At 51.2% G+C, this 23,103-nt stretch carries 22 protein-coding genes; all 22 read left to right on the top strand.

The genetic code is table 11. From position 1 onward, the window contains the following. Window positions 1–192: 192 nt before the first annotated feature. Complete coding sequence (locus AC0YOA_RS35525; RefSeq protein ID WP_475790590.1) at window positions 193–918, top strand: vWA domain-containing protein; 726 nt, start codon at window positions 193–195, stop codon at window positions 916–918. Next, on the top strand, window positions 902–1,828 hold the full coding sequence (locus tag AC0YOA_RS35520) for a serine/threonine protein kinase (protein ID WP_210046381.1): 927 nt from the start codon (window positions 902–904) through the stop codon (window positions 1,826–1,828). The genes AC0YOA_RS35525 and AC0YOA_RS35520 overlap by 17 nt, the downstream gene beginning before the upstream one ends. Window positions 1,829–1,898: 70 nt before the next feature. Next, on the top strand, window positions 1,899–3,329 hold the full coding sequence (tilS, locus tag AC0YOA_RS35515) for a tRNA lysidine(34) synthetase TilS (protein WP_475790589.1): 1,431 nt from the start codon (window positions 1,899–1,901) through the stop codon (window positions 3,327–3,329). A 63-nt stretch (window positions 3,330–3,392) separates the two neighbouring features. After that, window positions 3,393–3,932, top strand: a complete 540-nt coding sequence (gene hpt / locus AC0YOA_RS35510; protein WP_475790588.1) for a hypoxanthine phosphoribosyltransferase — start codon at window positions 3,393–3,395, stop codon at window positions 3,930–3,932. Window positions 3,933–4,077: 145 nt separating this feature from the next. Beyond that, window positions 4,078–6,081 (top strand): ATP-dependent zinc metalloprotease FtsH, encoded by a 2,004-nt coding sequence (gene ftsH / locus AC0YOA_RS35505; protein ID WP_475790587.1) that lies wholly within the window; start codon window positions 4,078–4,080, stop codon window positions 6,079–6,081. A 400-nt stretch (window positions 6,082–6,481) separates the two neighbouring features. Then, window positions 6,482–7,420 carry a quinolinate synthase NadA gene (gene nadA / locus AC0YOA_RS35500; RefSeq protein WP_210046385.1) on the top strand — a complete coding sequence of 313 codons (939 nt, stop codon included), beginning with the start codon at window positions 6,482–6,484 and terminating at the stop codon, window positions 7,418–7,420. A 32-nt stretch (window positions 7,421–7,452) separates the two neighbouring features. Further along, window positions 7,453–9,069 (top strand): L-aspartate oxidase, encoded by a 1,617-nt coding sequence (nadB, locus tag AC0YOA_RS35495; protein ID WP_210046386.1) that lies wholly within the window; start codon window positions 7,453–7,455, stop codon window positions 9,067–9,069. Next, window positions 9,062–9,961: a carboxylating nicotinate-nucleotide diphosphorylase gene (nadC, locus tag AC0YOA_RS35490; protein WP_475790586.1), complete on the top strand. Its 900-nt coding sequence runs from the start codon at window positions 9,062–9,064 to the stop codon at window positions 9,959–9,961. The genes nadB and nadC overlap by 8 nt, the downstream gene beginning before the upstream one ends. Continuing rightward, on the top strand, window positions 9,958–10,728 hold the full coding sequence (locus AC0YOA_RS35485; RefSeq protein WP_475772606.1) for a type III pantothenate kinase: 771 nt from the start codon (window positions 9,958–9,960) through the stop codon (window positions 10,726–10,728). Before nadC ends, AC0YOA_RS35485 begins: the two co-directional genes overlap by 4 nt. A gap of 76 nt (window positions 10,729–10,804) precedes the next feature. Then, window positions 10,805–11,695: an Hsp33 family molecular chaperone HslO gene (hslO, locus tag AC0YOA_RS35480; RefSeq protein ID WP_475790614.1), complete on the top strand. Its 891-nt coding sequence runs from the start codon at window positions 10,805–10,807 to the stop codon at window positions 11,693–11,695. 19 nt (window positions 11,696–11,714) lie between these two features. Continuing rightward, window positions 11,715–12,668, top strand: coding sequence for a peptidylprolyl isomerase (locus AC0YOA_RS35475; RefSeq protein WP_475790585.1), 954 nt, complete (start codon window positions 11,715–11,717; stop codon window positions 12,666–12,668). 140 nt (window positions 12,669–12,808) lie between these two features. Beyond that, window positions 12,809–13,747: a cysteine synthase A gene (cysK, locus tag AC0YOA_RS35470; protein WP_210046390.1), complete on the top strand. Its 939-nt coding sequence runs from the start codon at window positions 12,809–12,811 to the stop codon at window positions 13,745–13,747. A gap of 160 nt (window positions 13,748–13,907) precedes the next feature. Beyond that, window positions 13,908–15,557 (top strand): anthranilate synthase component I family protein, encoded by a 1,650-nt coding sequence (locus tag AC0YOA_RS35465; RefSeq protein WP_475790584.1) that lies wholly within the window; start codon window positions 13,908–13,910, stop codon window positions 15,555–15,557. Window positions 15,558–15,562: 5 nt separating this feature from the next. Then, window positions 15,563–16,144 carry an aminodeoxychorismate/anthranilate synthase component II gene (pabA, locus tag AC0YOA_RS35460; RefSeq protein WP_475790583.1) on the top strand — a complete coding sequence of 194 codons (582 nt, stop codon included), beginning with the start codon at window positions 15,563–15,565 and terminating at the stop codon, window positions 16,142–16,144. Then, complete coding sequence (pabC, locus tag AC0YOA_RS35455) at window positions 16,141–17,022, top strand: aminodeoxychorismate lyase (RefSeq protein WP_475790582.1); 882 nt, start codon at window positions 16,141–16,143, stop codon at window positions 17,020–17,022. Before pabA ends, pabC begins: the two co-directional genes overlap by 4 nt. A gap of 22 nt (window positions 17,023–17,044) precedes the next feature. Further along, window positions 17,045–17,911, top strand: a complete 867-nt coding sequence (gene folP / locus AC0YOA_RS35450; protein WP_475790581.1) for a dihydropteroate synthase — start codon at window positions 17,045–17,047, stop codon at window positions 17,909–17,911. An 18-nt stretch (window positions 17,912–17,929) separates the two neighbouring features. Further along, window positions 17,930–18,319, top strand: a complete 390-nt coding sequence (folB, locus tag AC0YOA_RS35445) for a dihydroneopterin aldolase (RefSeq protein WP_475790580.1) — start codon at window positions 17,930–17,932, stop codon at window positions 18,317–18,319. After that, the gene (gene folK, locus AC0YOA_RS35440; protein WP_475790579.1) at window positions 18,294–18,872 is read left to right on the top strand and encodes a 2-amino-4-hydroxy-6-hydroxymethyldihydropteridine diphosphokinase; all 579 of its coding nucleotides are present in this window, start codon (window positions 18,294–18,296) and stop codon (window positions 18,870–18,872) included. Before folB ends, folK begins: the two co-directional genes overlap by 26 nt. Then, the gene (locus AC0YOA_RS35435) at window positions 18,824–19,036 is read left to right on the top strand and encodes a helix-turn-helix domain-containing protein (RefSeq protein ID WP_210046397.1); all 213 of its coding nucleotides are present in this window, start codon (window positions 18,824–18,826) and stop codon (window positions 19,034–19,036) included. The genes folK and AC0YOA_RS35435 overlap by 49 nt, the downstream gene beginning before the upstream one ends. A 72-nt stretch (window positions 19,037–19,108) precedes the next feature. Next, window positions 19,109–20,137 (top strand): tRNA dihydrouridine synthase DusB, encoded by a 1,029-nt coding sequence (gene dusB, locus AC0YOA_RS35430; RefSeq protein ID WP_210046398.1) that lies wholly within the window; start codon window positions 19,109–19,111, stop codon window positions 20,135–20,137. A 333-nt stretch (window positions 20,138–20,470) separates the two neighbouring features. Next, window positions 20,471–20,947, top strand: a complete 477-nt coding sequence (gene greA / locus AC0YOA_RS35425; protein WP_189000131.1) for a transcription elongation factor GreA — start codon at window positions 20,471–20,473, stop codon at window positions 20,945–20,947. A 175-nt stretch (window positions 20,948–21,122) separates the two neighbouring features. Then, a complete protein-coding gene (gene lysS, locus AC0YOA_RS35420) occupies window positions 21,123–22,619 on the top strand; it encodes a lysine--tRNA ligase (protein ID WP_475790578.1) in 1,497 nt (498 codons plus the stop codon). Window positions 22,620–23,103: the final 484 nt, after the last annotated feature.

Genomic DNA, 23,103 nt, shown 5'->3' with positions numbered 1-23,103 from the left:
TGAAGCCTGCCGGAGGGCGGGCTTTTTTGCTATGGCGATTTCTATCGATTCGCAAGTGGCGCAAAATGGTTAATGTCCAAGCAGGACATACGATTACATAGGGTTAAAGCCTCTTAAAACTGGGAACGCTGATAGAGATACTTCAAACGTTTGCTATCAGTAGATTCTGAAGTTTGTGGAGGTTTGTGAGAAATGAAGCAGATTCTATTAATTACCGATGGATGCTCGAATGTAGGCATAAGTCCGGTTGTGGCAGCGGCACAGGCATATGCGCAGGGGGTCACGGTCAATGTTGTGGGTGTAGTGGATGAAGGGGATCTGGGTGAGTTCGGGACCTCTGAAATCGAGGAGATTGCCCGCGCAGGCGGAGGTCTTAGCCGATTGGCACAGACCAGGCAGCTGTCGCAAACGGTTCAGATGCTTACGCGCAAGACCGTAGTGCAGACGATCCAGCATGCCGTTCAACGTGAACTGAAGCAGGTTCTCGGCTCGTCTTCGATTGAATCGCTGCCGCCGGAAAAACGCGGCGAAGTGGTGCATGTTATCGATGAGCTCAGCGAGACCAGCAAGCTGCGTGTAGCTCTGCTTATTGACGCAAGCGCGAGCATGAAGCCGAAGCTTGCGGCGGTTGAGGATGCGATTCGCGATCTTTCGCTCAGTCTTCAAGCCCGTCAGGGAAGCAGCGAAATCGCGGTATTTCATTTTCCGGGATCAGCCTATGGCGAGGATTGCAAGCTTGATCTGGACTGGACCGGCAATGTCAGCGGAGCCGCGTCTTTGTTCCCCCGGCTGCAGATGCGCGGAACGACGCCTACAGGTCCCGCTTTGCTGCATGTCATTGATTTTTACCGAGAATCCGATTATGGTAATAGGAACAATGATGAAACGGACGGGATGATGAGTGACTACGTCGTTTGAATGGAGTTTGTCCCGGGGAACAATTATCAAGGGCAAATGGAAGCAGGGAAGCTACCGCGTGGAACGGCTGTTGGGTGAAGGCGCCAACGGCAAGGTTTTTCTTGTCGAGAGCCAGCGCAACTGGTATGCGCTCAAGATTGGCGCGGATGCAGTGGACCTGCAATCCGAGGTTAATGTGCTGCAGTCCATCGCGGAGCAGAGGCGCAGCTCAAAGGCAGAGTCCTATCTTGTCGATGTTGATGACTTGCGCACGGCTAACGGCAAGGAATATCCGTTTTATGTGATGCGCTATGTCCGCGGCGTAACATTGGCCGACTATTTGTCGAAGCAGGGAGCGGAATGGTTTCCGGTGACACTGTACAGCCTTCTCGGTAAACTGGCTCAGCTGCATGAAGCGGGCTGGGCCTTTGGCGATCTGAAGGTGGAGAATGTGCTCGTGGCTGATTACGGCCGTGTCGAGCTCGTCGATTATGGCGGAGTTACCGCCTTCGGCAAAGGGGTCAGGCAGTTCACCGAAATCTACGACCGCGGTTATTGGAATGCGGGAACGCGCAGCGCGGATGCGGGGTATGATCTGTTTTCGTTCGCTGTTCTTTGTCTGCAATTGTACGAAAGCAAACGGCTGGCCCAGCTCACTGCTTCCATGCTGCCGCAGAACCGCGTTCCCGAAGAGCTGCTGCGGCTGGCTTACGCGAATCCGGTGCTCAAGCCGCTTTGCGGATGGCTGCGCAAGGCGATGGGCGGAGAATTCAAGAACGCCCGCGAAGCCGCGGCTGCTTGGCAGCAGTGGATGCACCGGCCCGGCGGACGCTCGTCCCCTCCGGTTTCCCGCTGGATCAAAGGATTGTTCGTTGCATCTGCGGCTGTGCTCGCCACAACGATATATTGGCTTTTGCGGACAGGATCGTAAATAGAGCTCGGTCTTTAACTTACAAGGAATGAAAGATAACGCGGCTGTAAACGCTATGGAGGTGGTAGGTATGAACGAGTTGCTCGCCGAGATGTCAGAGCTTGCTTCAAGCGAGCAGCTATGGCTCCCTGGAGAGACCATCATCGTGGCCGTGTCTGGCGGACCTGACTCAACAGCTCTGCTGCACATGCTTCACCGGCTTGCCCCTTCAGAAGGCTTGACCTTGATTGCCGCGCATATGAACCATGGGTTCCGCGGCGGGGAATCCGACCAGGAGGAGCAATCGGTGAAAAAATTTGCCGCCGAGCTCGGCCTGCACTGTGAATCCGTCTATATCGATATGCCGGCTTATATAGAAGAAACAAAGATGAATTCACAGGCGGCTTCACGCAAGCGTCGGTACGCCTTTCTCCATGAGGTGGCCCGCAAGCATGGCGCATCCCGTATCGCGCTGGCCCATCATGCCGATGATCAGGCGGAGACCGTGCTCATGCGTATTCTCCGGGGGACGAGCCCCGGCGGCCTTGCGGGCATCCCGATCAAGCGTTCCGAAAAAAACGTGGAACTTATTCGGCCTCTTTTGCGTACATACAAGGCAGACATCCTCCACTATTGCAATCAATGGGGACTCGCGTACAGCCAAGACAGCAGCAACGGGAAAAGGACCTATGTCCGCAACGCCATCCGCCTCGATGCGCTGCCCTATTTGGCACAATTTAATCCACAGTTATCGGATGCGCTCGTTCGGCTTTCCGAACTTGCGGCAAGTGAAGACGACTGGATGGAACGGGAGACACAAGCGGCTTTTAAACGCTGCATCATGATAGGCCGTGAAGGATGCCAAATGACCCGCAAAGCGCTGCTAGAGTTGCATGTCGCTTTACAAAGGAGATTGATTAAACTAATATTAAACCATGTTGGAATGGAAACTGCGACCATCTCATTCGACAGCGTTGAGACTATTCGACAAGCGGTCTCGGACCGTGCATCGACGACCTGGAGCTATGATGCGGGAAGTGGCGTGAAGTTCGTACGCGAATACGAGAGCTTGCATTTTATCCGGGCAGATTGGACGTCGGGCGGCAAACAAGCAGAGGCCGAATACTCTTATATGGTCACGGAAAGCATGGAGCTGCAGGAAATGCCTCTTGCGCATGCTCAGCTCAGGCTGGATATGATGCTTCCTCCAGGCGAAGATAAGCCCGTTGACCGGCAGGAATCATGGTTCGATGCTGACCTGATTCATTGGCCGTTGACAATCCGCAACCGGCGCCCGGGAGACCGAATGCAGGTGCTTGGTTTAAACGGCACCAAAAAAGTACAAGATATGTTCGTTGACGACCGAATCGCACCTTCGCAGCGCAATAAGCTGCCGCTGCTTGTCGATGCCGAAGATTGCATCCTCTGGATCCCGGGCGTAAGACGTTCGCGGTTTGCGCAGGTTACAGGGCAAACCAAGCGGATCCTGCGCATCAGGGTGAATTTTAGAGACGAATGGTAGGGTCTTGAATAAGTTGCACTGATCCATTCATAAGTATAGGTGAAAAAGTAGGAGGTCCCGGCATTGCTGAATGACATTCAAGAAGTATTGTATGACGCCGACCAGATTCAGCAGAAAGTAAGTGAGCTCGGAGCTATCATCAGCCGGGAGTTCGAAGGACGCAATCCACTTGTCATTTGCGTTTTGAAAGGTGCATTTATCTTTATGTCTGATTTGGTCAAAACGATTGATATTCCGCTCGAAATCGACTTTATGGCGGTTTCCAGCTATGGACAGTCCACCAAAACCTCCGGCGTTGTCAAAATCATCAAGGATCTCGATTCACCCGTTCAGGGACGCGACATTGTGATCGTTGAAGATATCATTGACAGCGGATTGACACTCAGCTATTTAATCGATGTACTGGAAAGGCGCAATGCCAAATCAGTCACACTCGTTGCGCTTTTTGACAAGCCGACCGGCCGCAAGGTGGAACTGGAGGCTGATTATAAAGGCTTTGTCCTGCCGGATGCATTCGTGGTCGGCTACGGGCTTGATTATGCGGAGAAATACCGTAATCTGCCGATTATCGGCATTCTCAAGCCGGAAATATATGAGAAGTAAAGCTTGTGGATTGACCCTGTTGTCAGGAAGCGGCTCGAAGTGGTACGATTCACCAGCAATCATGTCCCTCCCACGACCTACTCTGGTTTGTGACGGAAATCATGCTGTGGTAAAATATTTGGAACGTCTTGAGAGGAGGTAGGGGATGAATCGGATCATCCGGAACACTGGATTTTATTTGATTATTTTTTTGGTGACTGTCGGGATATTCCAATTTATCAGCAGCCAGAACGATACCACCGTCGAAATTCGATACGACCAATTGAGACAAGCGTTGAACGATAACAATGTCGCCAGCGTCGATCTTCAATTTGACGGCTATTCCTATTTGGTTACAGGTAAATATAAGACAAAACCAGCTGGCGCGGAGTCGGACCAATTTTATGCCCACTCCAATGTAGAGGAATTTGCAGTCAAGGAAATTTATGACGCACAGGCCAAGAATGGATTCGAAATCGATGTCAAACCAACCGAAGGCCCTAGCATCTGGCTGACGTTCTTAACATCGATCATCCCATTCGTGATTATTTTCATCTTGTTCTTCTTCCTTATCAATCAAGCGCAGGGCGGCGGCGGCAAAGTGATGAACTTTGGCAAAAGCAAAGCGCGCTTATATAACGAAGAGAAGAAGCGCGTCACGTTCGAGGACGTGGCAGGCGCGGACGAAGAGAAGCAGGAGCTTGTGGAAGTTGTGGAATTCCTGAAGGATCCCCGTAAATTCGCGGCGGTCGGAGCGCGTATTCCTAAAGGGGTTCTCCTTGTAGGACCTCCGGGTACAGGTAAAACGTTGCTGGCCCGTGCCGTTGCAGGGGAAGCCGGCGTACCGTTCTTCAGTATATCGGGTTCCGATTTCGTCGAAATGTTCGTCGGTGTCGGCGCGTCGCGTGTGCGTGACCTGTTTGAAAATGCGAAGAAAAACGCGCCTTGTATCATCTTCATCGATGAAATTGACGCCGTAGGGCGTCAGCGTGGTGCGGGGCTTGGCGGCGGGCATGACGAGCGTGAGCAAACGCTCAACCAATTGCTCGTTGAGATGGATGGATTCGGCGCCAATGAAGGCATCATTATCGTGGCAGCTACCAACCGTCCGGATATTCTTGACCCGGCGCTTCTTCGTCCAGGCCGGTTTGACCGTCAAATTACCGTTGACCGTCCGGATGTTAAGGGACGTGAAGCGGTGCTCAAAGTACATTCACGCAATAAACCGCTGACCAAGGATGTGAAGCTTGACATCATCGCGAAGCGGACAACAGGCTTTACAGGCGCGGATTTGGAGAACCTGCTCAATGAAGCGGCGCTTCTTGCGGCCAGACGCAACAAGAAGGATATTGCGATGACTGAGGTGGACGAAGCGATTGACCGCGTGCTGGTCGGAACTGAGAAACGCAGCCGCGTCATCAGTGACCGCGAGAAACGGATAGTCGCTTATCACGAAGCCGGTCATACCATTGCCGGTTACTTCCTGGAGCATGCGGATGTGGTGCATAAAGTTACCATCATCCCGCGCGGTAAAGCAGGCGGTTATGTTATCATGCTTCCTAAGGAAGGCGACCGCATGCTGTCAACCAAGAAGGAGCTGCTCGATAAAGTGACGGGACTCCTTGGAGGACGTGTTGCCGAAGAGCTGTTCATTGGCGAAATCGGCACAGGCGCTTACAGTGACTTCAAACAAGCGACCAGCATTGTTCGTGCCATGATTATGGAATACGGGATGAGCGACAAGCTCGGACCGATGCAGTTCGGCAGCTCGCAGGGTCAGGTATTCCTGGGTCGTGATATCGGACATGAACAGAATTATTCCGATGCCATCGCCTATGAAATTGACCAGGAAATGCAGAGCTTTATTCAATCCTGCTACGATCGTGCCAAAGCGCTGCTTACGGAGAAAAGCAAAGAGATGCATCTCATTGCATCAACTCTGCTGGAAGTGGAAACGCTGGAGCTTGATCAAATCAAGCGTCTGATCGAGACGGGCTCGATCGATGGAACAGGTACAGGAACTCCATCCGAAGGCACCTCTGAAGAACCTCACGGGGAGCCAATCATTGATAACATCGGTGGTGTGAAGGTTCGCATTCAATCCAAGGAAACAGAAGATCTGTCGCCTCCGGACGATCCGGATAGCGGCAACGACAACGGAACCAAATAAAGACCAGATCAAAGCCATCGAAGGCTGTTCGCAAGCAGACAACTGCGCGGGCAGCCTTTTTTGCCCCGGTAAGAATGATTATTGATTTTTTTAATATATTGTGTAAAAAGTTTACTTTGCCGTACCAAAGTTGATGCAGCCGTTTCTTCTTGAAAACAAGCCTCTGTAGAAGGGTGGATAAGATTTGCAGCCCCTATGTGTTCAATGAAGCGCATTGTCTTCGCAGATGGCTTAAAACGGTCCCTTTTGTCGGTTGACAGCAGGAAGCACACTGTGTAAATTAAATGTTAAACAATCGAAAACGCTTTGTCATGATTGTGCGGCAGATTGAACATCTATAAGTCATGTAGGGGTTTGTGCATCTGTTCACAAAGTCAGTGAAAAGAGGAGACTTAAGACTATGGAAGCATTGGCTCTCGAGCGCAAAGCGGAACAAAACCGCGAGCTGCGGGAACGTTTAATGCAGCTTAAGAAAGAACGCAACGCTATTATATTGGCGCATTATTATCAGCGTGACGAAATACAGGAGGTGGCTGACTTCCGCGGGGACTCGTTCCTGCTCGCACAGAAGGCCGCTCAGACCGACGCAGATGTTATTGTTTTCTGCGGCGTCCATTTTATGGGGGAAAGCGCCAAGATTTTGGCTCCAAACAAGACGGTCATTATTCCTGATGAACGTGCCGGTTGCCCAATGGCCGATATGGTCAATGTGGATGGTTTGCGCAAACTGAAGGCGCAGCATCCCAATGCGAAAGTCGTGACTTATATTAACTCCTCTGCTGAGATCAAAGCGGAAACGGATATTTGCTGTACCTCGGCCAACGCTGTGCGTGTGGTGAACTCGGTGGATTCGGATGAGATCATCTGGGTGCCGGACAAGAACCTCGGTCATTATGTTCAGCAGCACACGGACAAAAAAATGATCATTTGGGAAGGCTACTGCAACACCCACGATATGCTGACCGTCAAAGATGTAGAAGAGATGAAAGCCAAGTATCCGAATGCACAATTTGTCGTTCATCCGGAATGCCGCCCGGAAGTCGTTCAACTTGGCGATTTTGTAGGAAGCACGACGGCGATCCTGAAATACTGCAAAGAGTCGGACAACAAAGAATTTATTGTAGGCACGGAGGATGGCACCGGTTACCAACTGCGTTTGGACAGCCCGGACAAAACCTTCCATTTTGCTTCCAAGTATCTGGTTTGCCCGAATATGAAAGTGAACAACCTCAAGAAGCTTGTAAAAAGCCTTGAAACCATGCAGCCGCAAATATATGTTCCCGACCATATTGCCGATCAGGCACGACTATCACTGGAGCGCATGCTGCTGGTGAAATAAGGAATGAACTTTAGAGAGGAAAATCTATTACGATGATCCCACGATATTTAGTAGATGTATCGCTCGCAGATCTTCCTGTTATCGACAAGGATGTTATCGTCATCGGGGCCGGCATTGCCGGCCTTTTTACCGCTATTAAGTCCAGCAGCGATAATGATGTGCTGATGATAACGAAGAAGTCTCTTCTGGACAGCAACACACGATATGCCCAAGGCGGCATTGCTGCCGTCATATCGGAGGATGATTCTCCGGAATATCACAGGCAGGATACGCTCATCGCAGGTGCCGGACTCTGTTCCCATGCGGCAGTTGATGTACTGGTTCATGAAGGAACGAAGGGCGTTCAGGATCTGGTACGGATGGGCACGAAGTTCGATCAGGAGAACGGTGAATTTGCGCTTACCAAAGAAGGCGCTCACAGCCAGCGGCGTATTCTGCATGCCAATGGGGATGCGACTGGCTTTGAAATTGTTCGCGCCCTCTCGCTGAAAGCGATTGAGAACCCGCGTATCGAGGTTTGGGACGATCATTTTGTCATTGATCTGATTATTGATGACGGTCAATGCATTGGAGCGGTTGTTCAGAAACCGGAGGGCGGAAGGGTATTTGTGCGCGGTAAAGCAACGATTCTCTGCTCAGGCGGGACGGGTCAGCTGTACCGGTACACAACAAATCCGGATGTAGCGACCGGCGACGGGATTGCGATGGCTTACCGGGCGGGAGCCAATATTCAAGATATGGAATTCGTTCAATTCCATCCCACATCACTCTGCTACCCGGGAGCACCGCGATTCCTCATTTCGGAAGCAGTACGCGGAGAAGGCGGTATCCTTCGCAATATTAGAGGCGAGCGGTTTATGGAGAAATATCATGAGCAGCTTGAGCTTGCTCCCCGGGACGTTGTTGCCCGTGCGATCGTCACCGAGATGGAGGAAACCAAATCGACGTTCGTTTATATTGATGTCACCCATGAGTCGCCGGATATGGTGAAACATCGCTTTCCTAATATTTATGAATTTTGTTTGAGTTTTGGGCTGGATTTGACAACCGACTGGATCCCAGTCGCTCCTGCGGCGCATTATATGATGGGGGGCGTCAAGACGGATCTGAACGGGGAGACTAATATCGGCCGTCTGTTCGCCTGCGGCGAATGCTCGTCAACCGGTGTACATGGAGCAAATCGTTTAGCCAGCAACTCCTTGTCGGAAGCCATTGTATTCGGCCGGCGTATTGTGGAGCGGATTAACAGTCTGGAGCCGTTGAAACCGGGACTGACCATAGAAACCCCTGCCATTCCGCGAAGCGGAACATCGATGCAGGCCGTAGTGGAAAAGCGGTTGAAGCTGCAGAAAATTATGGTCCGGTATGCAGGATTGCGGCGCGACGGCAAAGGCCTGGACAAAGGGCTGGAGGAGCTGCGCAGGCAGCTGCCGATTTTTCAGGCTGTATTAACTAAACGTGAAGAATTTGAATTTGCCAATTTGCTCACCTGTGCCATGCTGACCGCTGAGGCTGCTCTGGTACGGGAAGAAAGCCGCGGCGCACACTCACGCGAGGATTTTCCGGAACGTGACGATCTGTTTTGGCGCAAACATATGGTGCTGCATCGCGAGCATGGCTTGACCGAGGAGCGGATCGAAGATGTATGATGCGAAGGCGGGACTTTTTGCCGTTGGTGGGACAGAACACGCCCTGCGGGAGCAGATTCGCGCATGGCTTGATGAGGACGTTGGGGCGGGAGATGTGTCCAGTTGGTCAACGATTCCCGCAGGCAGCCAGTCCAGAGCTGTTATTCATGTGAAGGAAAACGGTATATTGGCCGGTATGCCAATAGCCCAGCTTGTATTTCATGCTGTGGACCCGTCGCTGACCTTTCATGCGCTTGCCGCTGATGGGGACAAGGTGCAGAAGGGGACTGTGATTGCCGAGGTGGAAGGCAATACGCACAGTCTGCTGACGGGAGAGCGTCTGGCGCTCAACCTGCTGCAGCGGCTGTCGGGCATCGCAACAAAGACAAGCTCCTTTATTGAAGCGCTGGACGGGCTCCCGGTTCGTCTTACGGATACCCGCAAGACAACGCCGGGTCATCGTTTGCTGGAGAAATACGCGGTTCGAATCGGAGGCGGCTCCAATCACCGCTTTGGTCTCTATGATGCAGTCATGATTAAGGATAATCATATTAAAGGCTCCGGCGGTATTACTGCTGCCGTAAGTGCAGCCCGTCGACAGATCCCGCACACGATGAAAATCGAAGTGGAAACCGAGTCGCTTGCGCAGGTGGAAGAAGCGCTCGCCTGCGGAGCCGATATCATTATGCTCGACAATATGTCCTATGACCTGATGAAGGAAGCGCGGCTGCGGATCAAAACGCACTCGCCGCATGTTATAATAGAAGCCTCAGGAGGCGTCAACCTTAGCACTGTGAGAGCCATCGCTGAATGCGGCGTCGATGTGATTTCCGTCGGCGGTCTGACTTACTCGTTTCAATCTCTTGATATCAGTCTTGATCTAAACGGGAAAAAAGGAGGACCGCAGGCGTGATTCTAGTCATTGATGTAGGGAATACCAATATTGTACTTGGTGTCTTTAACGAAAAGAAGCTGGTGCAGCATTGGCGCTTGAGCACCAACCGTTCGGCAACCGTGGATGAGTACGGTATAATGATTCATAATCTTTTCCAATTCGCCGGATTCAAGCTGGAGCAAATGGAAGGCGTCATTATTTCCTCGGTTGTCCCTCCGCTTATGCGAACGCTTGAACAGCTTTGCGCCAAATACTTGCGCAAGGTGCCGCATATTGTAGGTCCGGGCGTGAAGACGGGACTGAATATCCGGTATGAGAACCCGCGCGAGGTTGGAGCCGACCGTATTGTCAATGCGGTAGGCGGTATTGAGAAATATGGCTCCCCCCTGATCATCGTTGATTTTGGAACGGCAACGACTTTCGATTATATCGACGCCGCGGGCGATTATCTGGGCGGGGCCATTGTGCCGGGCATCGGCATTTCAACGGAGGCTTTGTACCAGCGGGCGGCGAAGCTGCCGCGCATTGAGCTGGTCAAGCCGAAGAGCGTTATTGGCCGCAATCCGATTACATCGATGCAGGCAGGGATTATTTTCGGCTATGCCGGTCAGGTGGACGGTATTGTCCGGCGTATTCGAACGGAATTTAATGTGAATCCGCGCGTCATTGCTACAGGAGGATTGGCGGAGCTGATCTCATCCGAATCGGAAACGATTGAGGAAGTCGATCCGCTGCTGACGCTGGAGGGACTGCGTATCATTTATGAACGAAATCAGGAGCACTAACTGCGTAAGGAATAGCCGTTAAAGCTCGCCGCATATACGGATATAAGGAGGGGGAGAAATAGTGGAGGCAGAACAAATGAAGGATTTCTTGGTGCGGGGTACGGCATGGGGCGGGAAGCTGCGCGTATTTGCCGCAAGCACCACGAATTTGGTCAATGAGCTGCGCAGGCGGCACGGTACACTTCCCACAGCAACAGCGGCCCTTGGACGAACCGCAACGGCTGGCGCTATCATGGGAGCTATGCTCAAGGGAGAGGAAAAGCTGACCATCCAGGTGAAGGGTGACGGTCCAATCGGGCAAATTGTTATTGATGCGAATGCCCTTGGAGAGGTCCGCGGTTATGTGGATAATCCCGAGACGCAGCTTCCGAGCAACGCTCTTGGCAAGCTGGATGTTGCGGGTGCTGTAGGGCGCGAAGGCCATATCCATATCATCAAGGATCTGGGGCTCAAAGAGCCATACCGCGGCAGTACACCGATTGTATCGGGCGAGCTTGCAGAGGATTTCACTTATTATTTCGCCACATCGGAGCAAACGCCTTCGGTTGTTGGTTTGAGTGTTCTAGTGGATGAGTACGGTCAGGTGATGAACGCAGGCGGGTTCATTGTGCAATTGATGCCTGGTGTTACAGAGGAAGAAATCGCCAAGCTGGAGCAGGCTGTTACCGCACTGCCGCCGATTTCGGCTCTGCTGGATCAAGGTGAGACTCCTGAAGGGCTGCTGCGCTGGGTGGTGGGTGACGATATTCAGATTTTGGACACGCTTGACCTTGCATTTGCTTGCAAATGCTCCCACGAAAGAGTGGAACGCACCCTTATCAGCATGGGCGAGCACGAGCTGCAACAGCTGATTGAAGAAGATGGAAGAGCGGAAATCATCTGTCATTTCTGCAATGAGACCTACTTGTTTGAGAGGCCGCAGCTGGAAACGCTGCTTGACCTGGCGAAGCCGAAACCGATTCAATAATCGAAAGGCCGAGGCGATAATGAAGAAAGATCAGGTTTTGAAGAGCGTGGTGCTGCTTCAAGCCGTATGTATGATCATTTTGGCCGCAGTGGTCATCACTCGGGTGCTCTCACCAGGAGACCATGCCCCTTTGCCCAGTGATGAATCAGATGACGTCAATCAGGATCCGCCTTCTGTTATGGATCATGTTGCAGCAACTGTGGGGGAGGAACAGATCGCTTCTTCTGAGCTTGCCGATCAACTGCAGAGCCAATATGGCGACACGGTACTGCACACCTTGATGGTCAGAGCTGCAATCCGTCAGGAAGCGAAAACGTATGATTTGAAAGTTTCAAACTCGGAGCTTGAGAATGAAATACAGAGCATGATGGCAGGTTATGAGAGTGAAGAGCAGTATTACGAGTCAATGAAGGAGCAGCTTGGCTTGACGCCGGAGGCCATTAAGACCGACACAGAATACCGGCTGCTGCTTGAGAAAATCGCCACACGAGCCATTGCGGTGAGTGATGAAGAAATTGACGCTTTTTTGGAAGAGAACAAGGATCAGTTTGCCCCGCACACGCAATACCGGCTTTCCTGGATTGTGACGGAGAACAAGAAGGATGCGCAGGACCTGCTGGACCGGTTGTCAGATGGGGAGGATTTTGCGCTGATGGCGAAGACCTATTCCATTGACACGGACACTTCGGATAGCGGTGGAGACCTGGGTCTGATTGATGAGGACGATCCGTTTATGGACAGCGGGGTTCTGGATGAAGCCGCCAAGCTTGAGGTTGGGGAGATCACCGGGCCGATTGCAGTAGAAAAAGGGCAGGCGGTCATTCAACTGACGGAAAAGCATACGACAGAGCAGCTGGATGAGAAGACGCAGCGGGATAACGCGCGAAGACAGCTTGAGCTTTCCAAGGCAGATCCCCTGGATCAGGTTGAGGACGAGCTTCTGGTCAAATACAACGCCAAAATCATGCCTTAAGTGCATGTTCATGAATAGCAGGCAGAGAATGTCTGATTTCCCAAATTGGACAAAAAGCAACGCTTGACAATGGGTAGTTTTGACTGATAAGATGTAGGTAAAACCAACTGAATTAGTCGGAATAAGGAGGAGCACTTATCATGGCTAGAATTGTACAAAATATAACCGATCTTATTGGTGACACGCCCTTGGTGCGTTTGAACCGCCTGGTGCCTGAAGGCAGTGCAGAAATCTACGTGAAGCTTGAATATCAAAATCCGGGAGCGAGCGTTAAGGACCGTATTGCCATCAGCATGATAGAAGTAGCGGAGCAGCAGGGCTTAATTAAGCCGGGCGATACGATTATTGAGCCGACAAGCGGCAACACCGGTATTGGTCTTGCGCTTGTAGCAGCAGCCAAAGGCTATAAAGCAATTCTTGTTATGCCTGAAACGATGAGCCTTGAGCGCCGCAACCTGCTTCGCGCTTACGGTGCAGAGATTATTCTGACGCCAGGATCTGAGGGCATGAACGGTTCGGTACGCAAAGCCGAAGAGCTTCAGAAGGAGAATCCTTCCTACTTCCTGCCTCAGCAGTTCAAGAACCAGGCGAACGTGAAGATTCACCGTGAAACTACAGGTCCTGAAATCGTTGAAGCGATTAACTCGTTTGACGGTAAGCTGGATGCTTTCGTTGCGGGTATCGGTACAGGTGGCACGATCACAGGTGCTGGCGAAGTGTTGAAGCAAAATTTCCCTAATATTAAAATTTATGCCGTTGAGCCTGAGGCGTCACCGCTGCTTTCCGGCGGTAATCCCGGCCCACACAAAATTCAAGGTATCGGCGCCAATTTCATCCCTGAAATCTTGAACCGCGATATCTATGATGAAGTCATCACCGTTGGCAATGAAGAGTCCTTCGAAACGGCGCGCCGCGCTGCCAAAGAAGAAGGGATTCTCTGCGGAATTTCTTCCGGTGCAGCGATTTTCGCCGCATTGAAAGTGGCCAAAGAACTGGGCGAAGGCAAGCGTGTTATCGCTGTTGTGCCTTCCAACGGCGAGCGGTACCTGTCCACACCGCTGTTCAATTTCGAAAACTAATACGACTTAACGTGGCACTGGCCCGCTATAGTGCCGGTATCGATTGGATCTCCATCACAAATGGGGGTCCAATTTTTCTTTTCTTTTGGCCGCTGATTAGGTATACTAGCTTCCAAATGAAAGACCGGATTGATGCAAAATGATGAGCGGAGGACAGCCTATGAAGCTGACGACCTTTTCCCAGTGGCAGGATTGGAAGGAACAACAATATACAACGCTCCCGCTGCTGGTCCAGCGGGCGCTGCCTCATGACATAGACAAACCCCTTTCATGGGAGAGGGCCTGGGAAGCGGCGTCTCCTTATTCCTTTGTACTGGAGAGCGGCAAGGATGGAAGGTTCACCTATCTGGGACTTCAGCCCACATCCATTATCCGCGGCAAAGACAACAGGGCAGAGGCAACTGACTTCAGGAACGGACAACAGACCACCTATAACGGGCAGCCGCTGGAAACGGTCCGCAACTGGATGAGCGGCTTCAAAGCGCCTCGTATGAAGGATGCACCGAAATGGACAGGCGGGTGTGTCGGTTACTGGAGCTACGATGTTATCCGTTCCATTGAGAAGCTTCCCATGTTGGCGTCGGATGACCTGGGTCTGCCTGATTATTTGTTTCTTCGGATCGATGAGCTGTGGATTGTGGATCATGTGGAGAAGAAACTTTACTGCTCCATTCATACGCCGATTACGGGGAAGGAATCCTCTGAACAGCTTGGAGAGCTCTATGAGGGCGCCTCTGCCCGGGCGGAAGCAATGACGCTGGAGTGGAACGGGATGATGACTGAAGAGTCAACTGGCCTGAAGCATGGGGAGAATATACAGGACGGCCAGGTAACATCCGGTAAGCCCGCATCAGGAAATTCAGCAGCGGCGGTTTCCGGGTCTGAGGCTGCCAGGCTGCGCCAAAGCCGTCTGGAGCTGATGGATAAGGAGTCCCTTCATATTGATGTTGAGGCCATTGGAGGGAGAACGTCGCCTTTTTCCAAAGCTGCCTATATGGAAGCGGTCGAGCGCATTCGTTCTTATATTTCTCAAGGGGATGTTTTTCAGGTGAACCTCTCGCTGCGGCAGAGCCGAGAAACAACGGCATCGCCTGAGGAATTATATGAATGGCTCCGTTTATTCAATCCCTCTCCTTATATGGGCATGCTGCGCTGTCCGGATTTTCAATTGGTCTCGGCGTCACCCGAGCTGCTGGTGGAGCTGAGCAGCGGAAGGCTGGTCACGCGGCCGATTGCCGGAACGCGCAGGCGCGGGCATACCGAAGACGACGATCAGGCTATGGCTGAAGAATTGATGATCAGCGAGAAGGAACGGGCGGAGCATATTATGCTCGTCGATCTGGAGCGCAATGATTTAGGGCGGATTTCCGCCTATGGTTCTGTGCAAGTGAAAGAACTCATGGGTATTGAGCGATACAGCCATGTGATGCATCTGGTTTCGCAGGTTGAGGGAACGCTCGCTGCAGGGAAAGATGCCTACGATGTCATTGCTGCGACTTTTCCGGGCGGGACGATCACCGGCGCTCCCAAGATCCGCACAATGGAAATCATTGAAGAGCTTGAGCCCGTAAGAAGAGGCCCCTATACGGGATCGTTTGGTTGGATTGACTATAATGGAGATATGGAATTTAATATAATAATAAGAACGATGACGATGAAGGACCGGATGGTCCATATTCAAGCCGGAGCGGGAATTGTTATTGATTCCGACCCGGAGCGGGAATACTACGAGTCATTGAACAAAGCCAAAGCGCTCTGGAAGGCCATTCAATACAGCGAGCTTTGGGCGGCGCAACTTATAAGGGGGTAATGCAAATGATTTTGGTTATCGATAATTACGATTCGTTCACGTATAATTTGGTTCAATATTTGGGAGAATTGGGCGAAAACATTGTCGTGAAGAGGAATGATGAAATCGATCTTGACGGTATCGCGGCGCTTGCCCCGGACCACATCCTGATTTCACCAGGTCCCTGCAGTCCCAATGAAGCCGGGATCTCTCTGGCGCTGATCGACCGGTTCAAGGGCGAAATTCCCATATTCGGCGTCTGCCTGGGCCATCAGGCCATTGGACAAGCCTTTGGCGGCGATGTGGTGCGTGCCGAGAAATTGATGCACGGCAAAACATCGCCGATCCTGCATGACGGAAAGTCGATTTTTGCAGGTGTACCATCCCCTTTCACAGCTACACGTTACCATTCCCTTATTGTAAAGCGGGAGACGCTGCCGGATTGTCTGGAGATTAGCGCCGAAACAGCGGAGGGCGAAATCATGGGCTTGCGCCATAAGGAGTACCCGATTGAAGGTGTCCAGTTCCATCCGGAATCCATTATAACCGAGAACGGTCTTGCTTTGCTTCGCAATTTCTTAGGCATGCGGACAGGGGCAGCGAGATGAATATAGGCTGGAACGGAGCGGTTAAGCCAGCGGAGGAAGCCGTGATCTCGGTCTATGATCACGGTTTTTTGTATGGGATGGGCCTGTTCGAGACGTTCCGTACCTACAAGGGTAGTCCTTTTTTACTGGAGCGTCATCTGGATAGGCTGACCGATGGCTGCCGGTCGCTGGGCATCCGGTACCAGGCAGACGCGGATGCTGTACGGTCCTGGCTTCGTGAACTGATGCGCGCTAACGAGCTGGAGGAAGCATATGTGCGGCTGACCGTAACGGCAGGCGCGGGCGAGCTGGGTCTTCCTCTGGAGGATTATACAAAGCCTGACGCATTACTGCTTGTGAAGGCATTGCCAGCGGTGGATAAACGGTTGTATGAACAGGGTCGGGAGCTTGCGCTGCTGCAGACCAGGCGCAATACGCCGGAGGGCGATGTCCGTTTGAAGTCGCTGCATTATATGAATAACATCATTGCCAAGCGCGAATTGCTGTCTCTGGGAGCGTCTCCAGGAGCGGAGGGGCTGATGCTGACAAGCGAAGGCTGGATGGCAGAGGGAATTGTCAGCAATCTGTTTTTTGCCAAGCGGCAGGTGATCTATACTCCGTCCATTGCGACCGGCATATTGCCCGGCATTACGAGGCAGCGGGTAATGGAGCTGGCTAGGGCAGCGGGATACGAAGTGGTAGAGGGCCTATTTGGCTGGGAACAGCTTATTGAAGCGGATGAAGTGTGGGTGACCAATTCCATACAAGAGCTGGTGCCGGTCACAAGGCTGCGCGATCAGCAAGGCCTTGCTCATACCGTTAACCATGCCGGTGCGGGACCTTTCTATAAGCTGCTGCTTGCAGCCTACCGCCAGGAGACCGCAAGCTCACAGATATGACGGAATTGAATGGGAGGTTACGATGCAGCAGAAGGAATTCAATGCGGTTGTCAGCTGGCCATATTTTCGTACTTATGATTTGAATGAGGGTAACAAGCTGCAGCTGGGCTCACGAACGCTGATTATGGGAATTCTGAATACAACGCCGGATTCCTTCTCGGATGGCGGCAACTTCCATACCGTAGAGGCTGCGGTCAAGCATGCGGCGGCGATGGCGGCGGAGGGGGCCGATATTATTGATATCGGTGGCGAGTCAACGCGCCCGGGAAATACGCCGGTACCCCTTGCTGAGGAGCTGGAGCGGGTAATTCCGATTATCCGTGCTGTGCGTGAAGCGCTGCCGCAGATCCCCATTTCGATAGACACGTATAAAGCAGAAACTGCGCGCCAGGCCCTGATGGCAGGCGCTGCTATCATTAACGATATATGGGGACTAAAAGGCGATCCGCGTATGGCTGAAGTAGCAGCCGAGTTTGGTTGTCCTGTTATACTGAGTCATAACCGCCATCAAATGGATTATACCGATCTTGTGCAGGACGTTATCGCCGATCTTCAGGAAAGTATTGGAATTGGGACTGCAGCGGGTATACGGCAGAGGAATATTTGGCTGGACCCGGGAATTGGTTTTGCCAAAGGCTATGAGGAGAATTTGTTATTGATGGGCAATCTGGAAAAGCTGGCCGCTTTGGGCTATCCTGTCCTTTTGGGCACATCGCGCAAACGTTTTATCTCGCATACACTGAAGCTGCCAACCGATCAGCTCGTGATGGGAACTGCGGCTACAATCACAATCGGTATTGCGAAGGGCTGCCAGATTGTGCGTGTTCACGATGTGCAGGATATGAAGCGCAATGCTTTGATGGCTGACGCAATTATATACAGGACTTAACTACAGGAGGAGAAACGGATGGACCGAATGATATTGAATGGAATGCGCTTCTTTGGTTTTCATGGCGTAATTCCTGAAGAGAACAAGCTGGGACAGCAGTATATCGTCGACGTGGAGCTGAAACTCGACCTCACGCAAGCGGAAAAAACCGATGATCTGGCCCATACAGTGAATTATGCAGAGACCCATGCGCTGGTGAAATTTATTGTAGAAGGACCGCCTTTCAAATTAATTGAAGCTTTAGCCGGTCACATTGCATCGAGGCTTCTCGACGCTTATACTAGTGTAAATGAAGTGACGGTCCGCGTGATCAAGCCTCATCCACCGTTTGATATTCATTTTGATGGCGTCACTGTCGAACTCTGTAGAAAGCGGGATGACTATGAACAACAACCACCCGTTGAATAATAATGCAGCAAGCGCTGATCTGAACAAGACTTCTCAAGCTTATCTGGCGCTGGGCTCCAACATTGGAGATCGCGAGCAGCTGCTTCGCCAGGCGCTTCACCTGCTTGATAGTCATCCTGGCATTCAGGTCAAGCGCATATCCGGTATATATGAGACGGCACCGGTAGGGTATACCGACCAACCGGCTTTTCTGAACATGGCGGCATCTGTTTGTACGACGCTGGAGCCGCTGGAACTATTACGCACGATGCTGGATATTGAGAACCGGTTGGGCAGAACGCGCGATATCCGTTTTGGTCCGCGCACGATCGATCTTGATTTATTGCTGATGGACGATGTTCAAATGTCGGAGGATGAACTGACCCTGCCCCATCCGAGAATGATGGAACGCGCTTTTGTGTTGGTTCCGCTGAGCGATGTGCTGAGCAGCCATCATCCGCTGAAGGAGCAGGCAGATCAAACGGCATCACGGGCGTTAGAGGATGGAGGGGAAGGCATCACGTTATGGAATACGATCAATTGGCACAGCGCGTCCGCGCTTTCCGAAAGCTGAAGGGATTTACACAACAGGAGCTTGCGGAGCGGCTCGAAGTATCGGTTGCTGTCCTGGGTTCACTGGAGAGGGGTACACGCAAGCCCGATCCGAAGCTGCTGGAGCGTATTTCCGAGACCCTGGGAATCTCTTACAATGAATTGACGGCTGACAACAGCCGGTAATGGAGCAGTACATTTGAAGTGCGGCACTAAGCCGTTCTTCTAAATATAAATCAGAAGGGAGTGAGCAGCATCATGCTCAAAATCGGTCATATTGAAATGAAGAACAAGGTTGTACTGGCGCCGATGGCCGGCGTGTGCAATCCGGCTTTTCGGCTGATCGCCAAAGAGTTCGGCTGCGGCCTGGTGTGTGCCGAGATGGTCAGTGACAAAGCGATTGTTCACGGAAACAAACGCACGCTGGATATGTTGTTTGTCGATGAGCGGGAGAAGCCTCTTAGTTTGCAAATCTTTGGAGGAGACCGGGAATCGCTTGTGGAAGCAGCAAAAATTGTCGACAAACAGACCAATGCCGATATTATCGACATTAACATGGGCTGTCCGGTTCCCAAAGTTACAAAATGCGACGCAGGAGCACGCTGGCTGCTTGATCCGAACAAAATCTATGAAATGGTTTCGTCTGTAGTGGATGCTGTAGACAAGCCGGTTACCGTGAAAATGCGGATCGGCTGGGACAGCGAGCATATTTATGCCGTGCAGAATGCCCAGGCGGTTGAGCGGGCGGGCGGCAAGGCGGTAAGCGTTCATGGACGAACAAGGGAACAATTGTATACCGGCAAGGCGGATTGGGATATTATAAGGGATGTTAAAGAGGCGGTAAGCATTCCCGTTATTGGAAACGGCGACGTATTTTCACCGGAAGATGCGAAGCGTATGCTGGACCATACGGGATGTGACGGCGTGATGATCGGCCGCGGCGCACTCGGCAACCCATGGATGCTCTACCGGACCATTCATTACTTGACAGAGGGAGAACTGCTCCCGGATCCAAGTCCGCGTGAGAAAATGGAGATTGCCATCGTTCATATGGACCGTTTGGTGAATCTCAAAGGTGAGTCGGTTGCCGTGCGCGAGATGCGCAAGCATTTGGCTTGGTACCTGAAGGGACTTCCCGGCGCCGCTCGCGTCAAGGATGTCATTATGGAAGAGACGAGCAGAGACGTCATGGCTCAGATTTTGGGGAACTACATTGAATCGCTGGGTGCGGAGGGCGAGCTTCCAAGTCTTTCCCAGCATGCTTCAGGTGAAGTTGTCTACCAATAGCAGATTTAAGGCCAGACCGTTTTACGCTTGTTACGCTGGCCTTCGGCTATAAAATATAAGCAGTTGCTGTTATTTTCCTCATGTTGGAAGCTTTGTTGATGGGTGGGACTTTAAATGTTCATATCCTGTAAATGGCTTTCGTTGACATTCGGGGCAAATTTGAAATATAATTTCTCAATAATCAGTTTCGCGCGATGAAAATCAACCAGATTAAGTAAGTAGGGCAACATGCTTCCATACGCTGTCATCAAGGGGATGATGCGTAATATATTAAGTAAACGGTGAATTCATACAGGGTATGAAAAAAAGTCACTCGACAGGAGAATCAGTAGCATGAGCGATAAAGAGATCATTTTGACTCAGGACGGACTGAAGAAGCTCGAGGAAGAACTGGAGACGTTAAAATCTGTCAAGCGCCGTGAGGTAGCCGAGCGGATTAAAGTGGCTATCGGGTATGGCGATATCAGCGAGAACTCCGAGTACGAAGACGCGAAGAACGAGCAGGCTTTTATCGAAGGTCGCGTCATCACGCTGGAGAAGATGCTGCGCAATGCGCGGATCATCAATAATGACGACATTAACATTGATTCGGTAAGCATCGGTTCAATTGTTACGGTTGAGGATATGGAGTTCGGCGATACGATGGAATATACGATCGTGGGTACGGCTGAAGCGGATCCGCTGCAAAACAAAATATCCAATGAAAGTCCGGTCGGGAAGGCCATTCTCGGCAAAAATAAAGGGACTGTTGTTGAAGTGAACGTGCCAGCCGGCGTTATTCAATATAAAATCGTTGATATCAAAAAGTAACCGGGCACCTTTTGGAAAAGCTTCCGACTGGAAGCTTTTTTCACAAGTTTAGTGAGTTTGGTGTTTTCCAATAAGGGAAGAAGCATGCACAGCCCCGTTTGGGGCTTAGCTTGTTTGTTCTTGATATTTGGGGCAAACGCCAAGATGAGCTGCTTGGAAATGAACAAGGAGATGAATGGTAGTGGAGCATCAAACGCAAGAGCAGGAATTAAGCGAGCTCCTGCAGATTCGCAGAGACAAACTGGACGAATTACGCGGACTCGGCATTGATCCGTTCGGCGGTAAATTCGAGAGATCTCACCGTGCCATGGGAATTGTAGAGTCTTACAATGAAGTGAGCAAAGAGGATCTGGAAGGACAAGCTGTTGAAGTCAGTGTGGCGGGACGAATCATGCAAAAACGCGGCATGGGTAAAGCAGCATTTGCGCATATTCAGGATTTAAGCGGAAAAATTCAAATTTATGCCCGCAAGGATACCGTTAATGAAGCGGAATACGAAGCCTTCAATTTGCTGGATATCGGAGATATTATCGGAGTTCGCGGCGTTGTGTTCAAGACCAACACTGGAGAGGTATCGGTCAAGGCAAAAGAGATCACCGTATTATCCAAATCTCTGCTGCCGCTTCCCGAGAAATTCCATGGTCTGAAAGATGTCGAACTGCGTTATCGTCAGCGGTATGTCGATCTGATCGTCAATCCTGAGGTGCAGCAGACGTTTATTACCCGCTCGCGTATTATTCAATCGATGCGCCGTTATCTGGATTCCCGTGATTATTTGGAAGTCGAAACGCCAACCCTTCATTCCATAGCAGGTGGAGCCTCCGCGCGTCCCTTCATTACCCATCACAATACACTCGATATGCAGTTATACATGCGAATTGCCATTGAACTTCATCTGAAGCGTCTTATTGTCGGCGGTATGGAGAAGGTCTATGAAATTGGCCGTGTCTACCGCAACGAGGGGATGTCAACACGCCATAATCCGGAATTTACAATGATTGAGCTGTACGAGGCGTATGCCGACTACAAAGACATCATGGCTTTAACGGAATCCCTTATTGCCCATATCGCACAAGAAGTTCTGGGTACAACCAAGATTACCTACCAGGGACAGGAAGTGGATTTGACGCCATCATGGCGGCGTGTGTCCATGGTTGAACTGGTCAAAGAAGCGACAGGCGTCGATTTCGCCGTTGAAATGACAGATGAAGAGGCACATGACCACGCAAGGAACCATAAAGTAAAAGTCGAGCCGCATATGACATTCGGTCATATCCTCAATGCATTCTTTGAGGAATTTGTGGAGCATACGCTTATTCAGCCGACCTTCGTAACCGGACATCCGGTGGCGATCTCTCCGTTGGCTAAGAAAAGCAACAGCGATCCACGGTTCACGGACCGTTTTGAGCTGTTTATCGTTGCACGCGAGCACGCAAATGCCTTTACAGAGCTGAACGACCCTATCGATCAACGTCAACGTTTTGAGTCTCAACTGGTTGAGCGTGAGCAGGGCAACGATGAGGCGCATGAAATGGACGATGATTTCATACGTGCGTTGGAGTACGGCATGCCGCCGACAGGCGGGCTGGGGATCGGGATTGACCGGTTAGTAATGCTGTTGACGGATGCTCCGTCCATTCGTGATGTCCTGTTGTTCCCTCAGATGCGCTAACGCATATACCGGCATTGCTTCCATATTGACATGAACCGCTGAGGGCTTTCATAGTCCACAGCGGTTTTTATGTTTTTGGGGAAGCTGAGTATTCACAATTGTTTCTTTAACTGGGGACCGTCTATCTTCTAATGATGTAGTTAGACGTCACTTCCTATGAGTAATAAGGGGCACTAAACGGCGCAAATTGATTGTTATTCAAGCAGACATAAGCGTAGCCATTAGGTATAGATACTTGGTAATGATTAACGGGAATAAAAAAATGAAAATAAGTGTTGCATTTAGATATAGGCCTATGATATATTAATCAAGTCGCCGCTGAGGCAGCCGACATAAGCTTACTAAAGAGGGCCAAGTTACATAGTGCCTAACTGAAGAAGCATTTGTTCTTTGAAAACTGAACAATGAGCGACCTGTCAAACAGGTTTTAAAGAATGAGCTGTTTTAGCTTATCTGTAAGTTATGAGGTCTTCGGATCTCTTTT

The organism is Paenibacillus sp. JT22N12, assembly GCF_056269365.1.
Note: the sequence above shows the minus strand (reverse complement) of the source record. Positions and strands in the feature narration are given on the sequence as shown.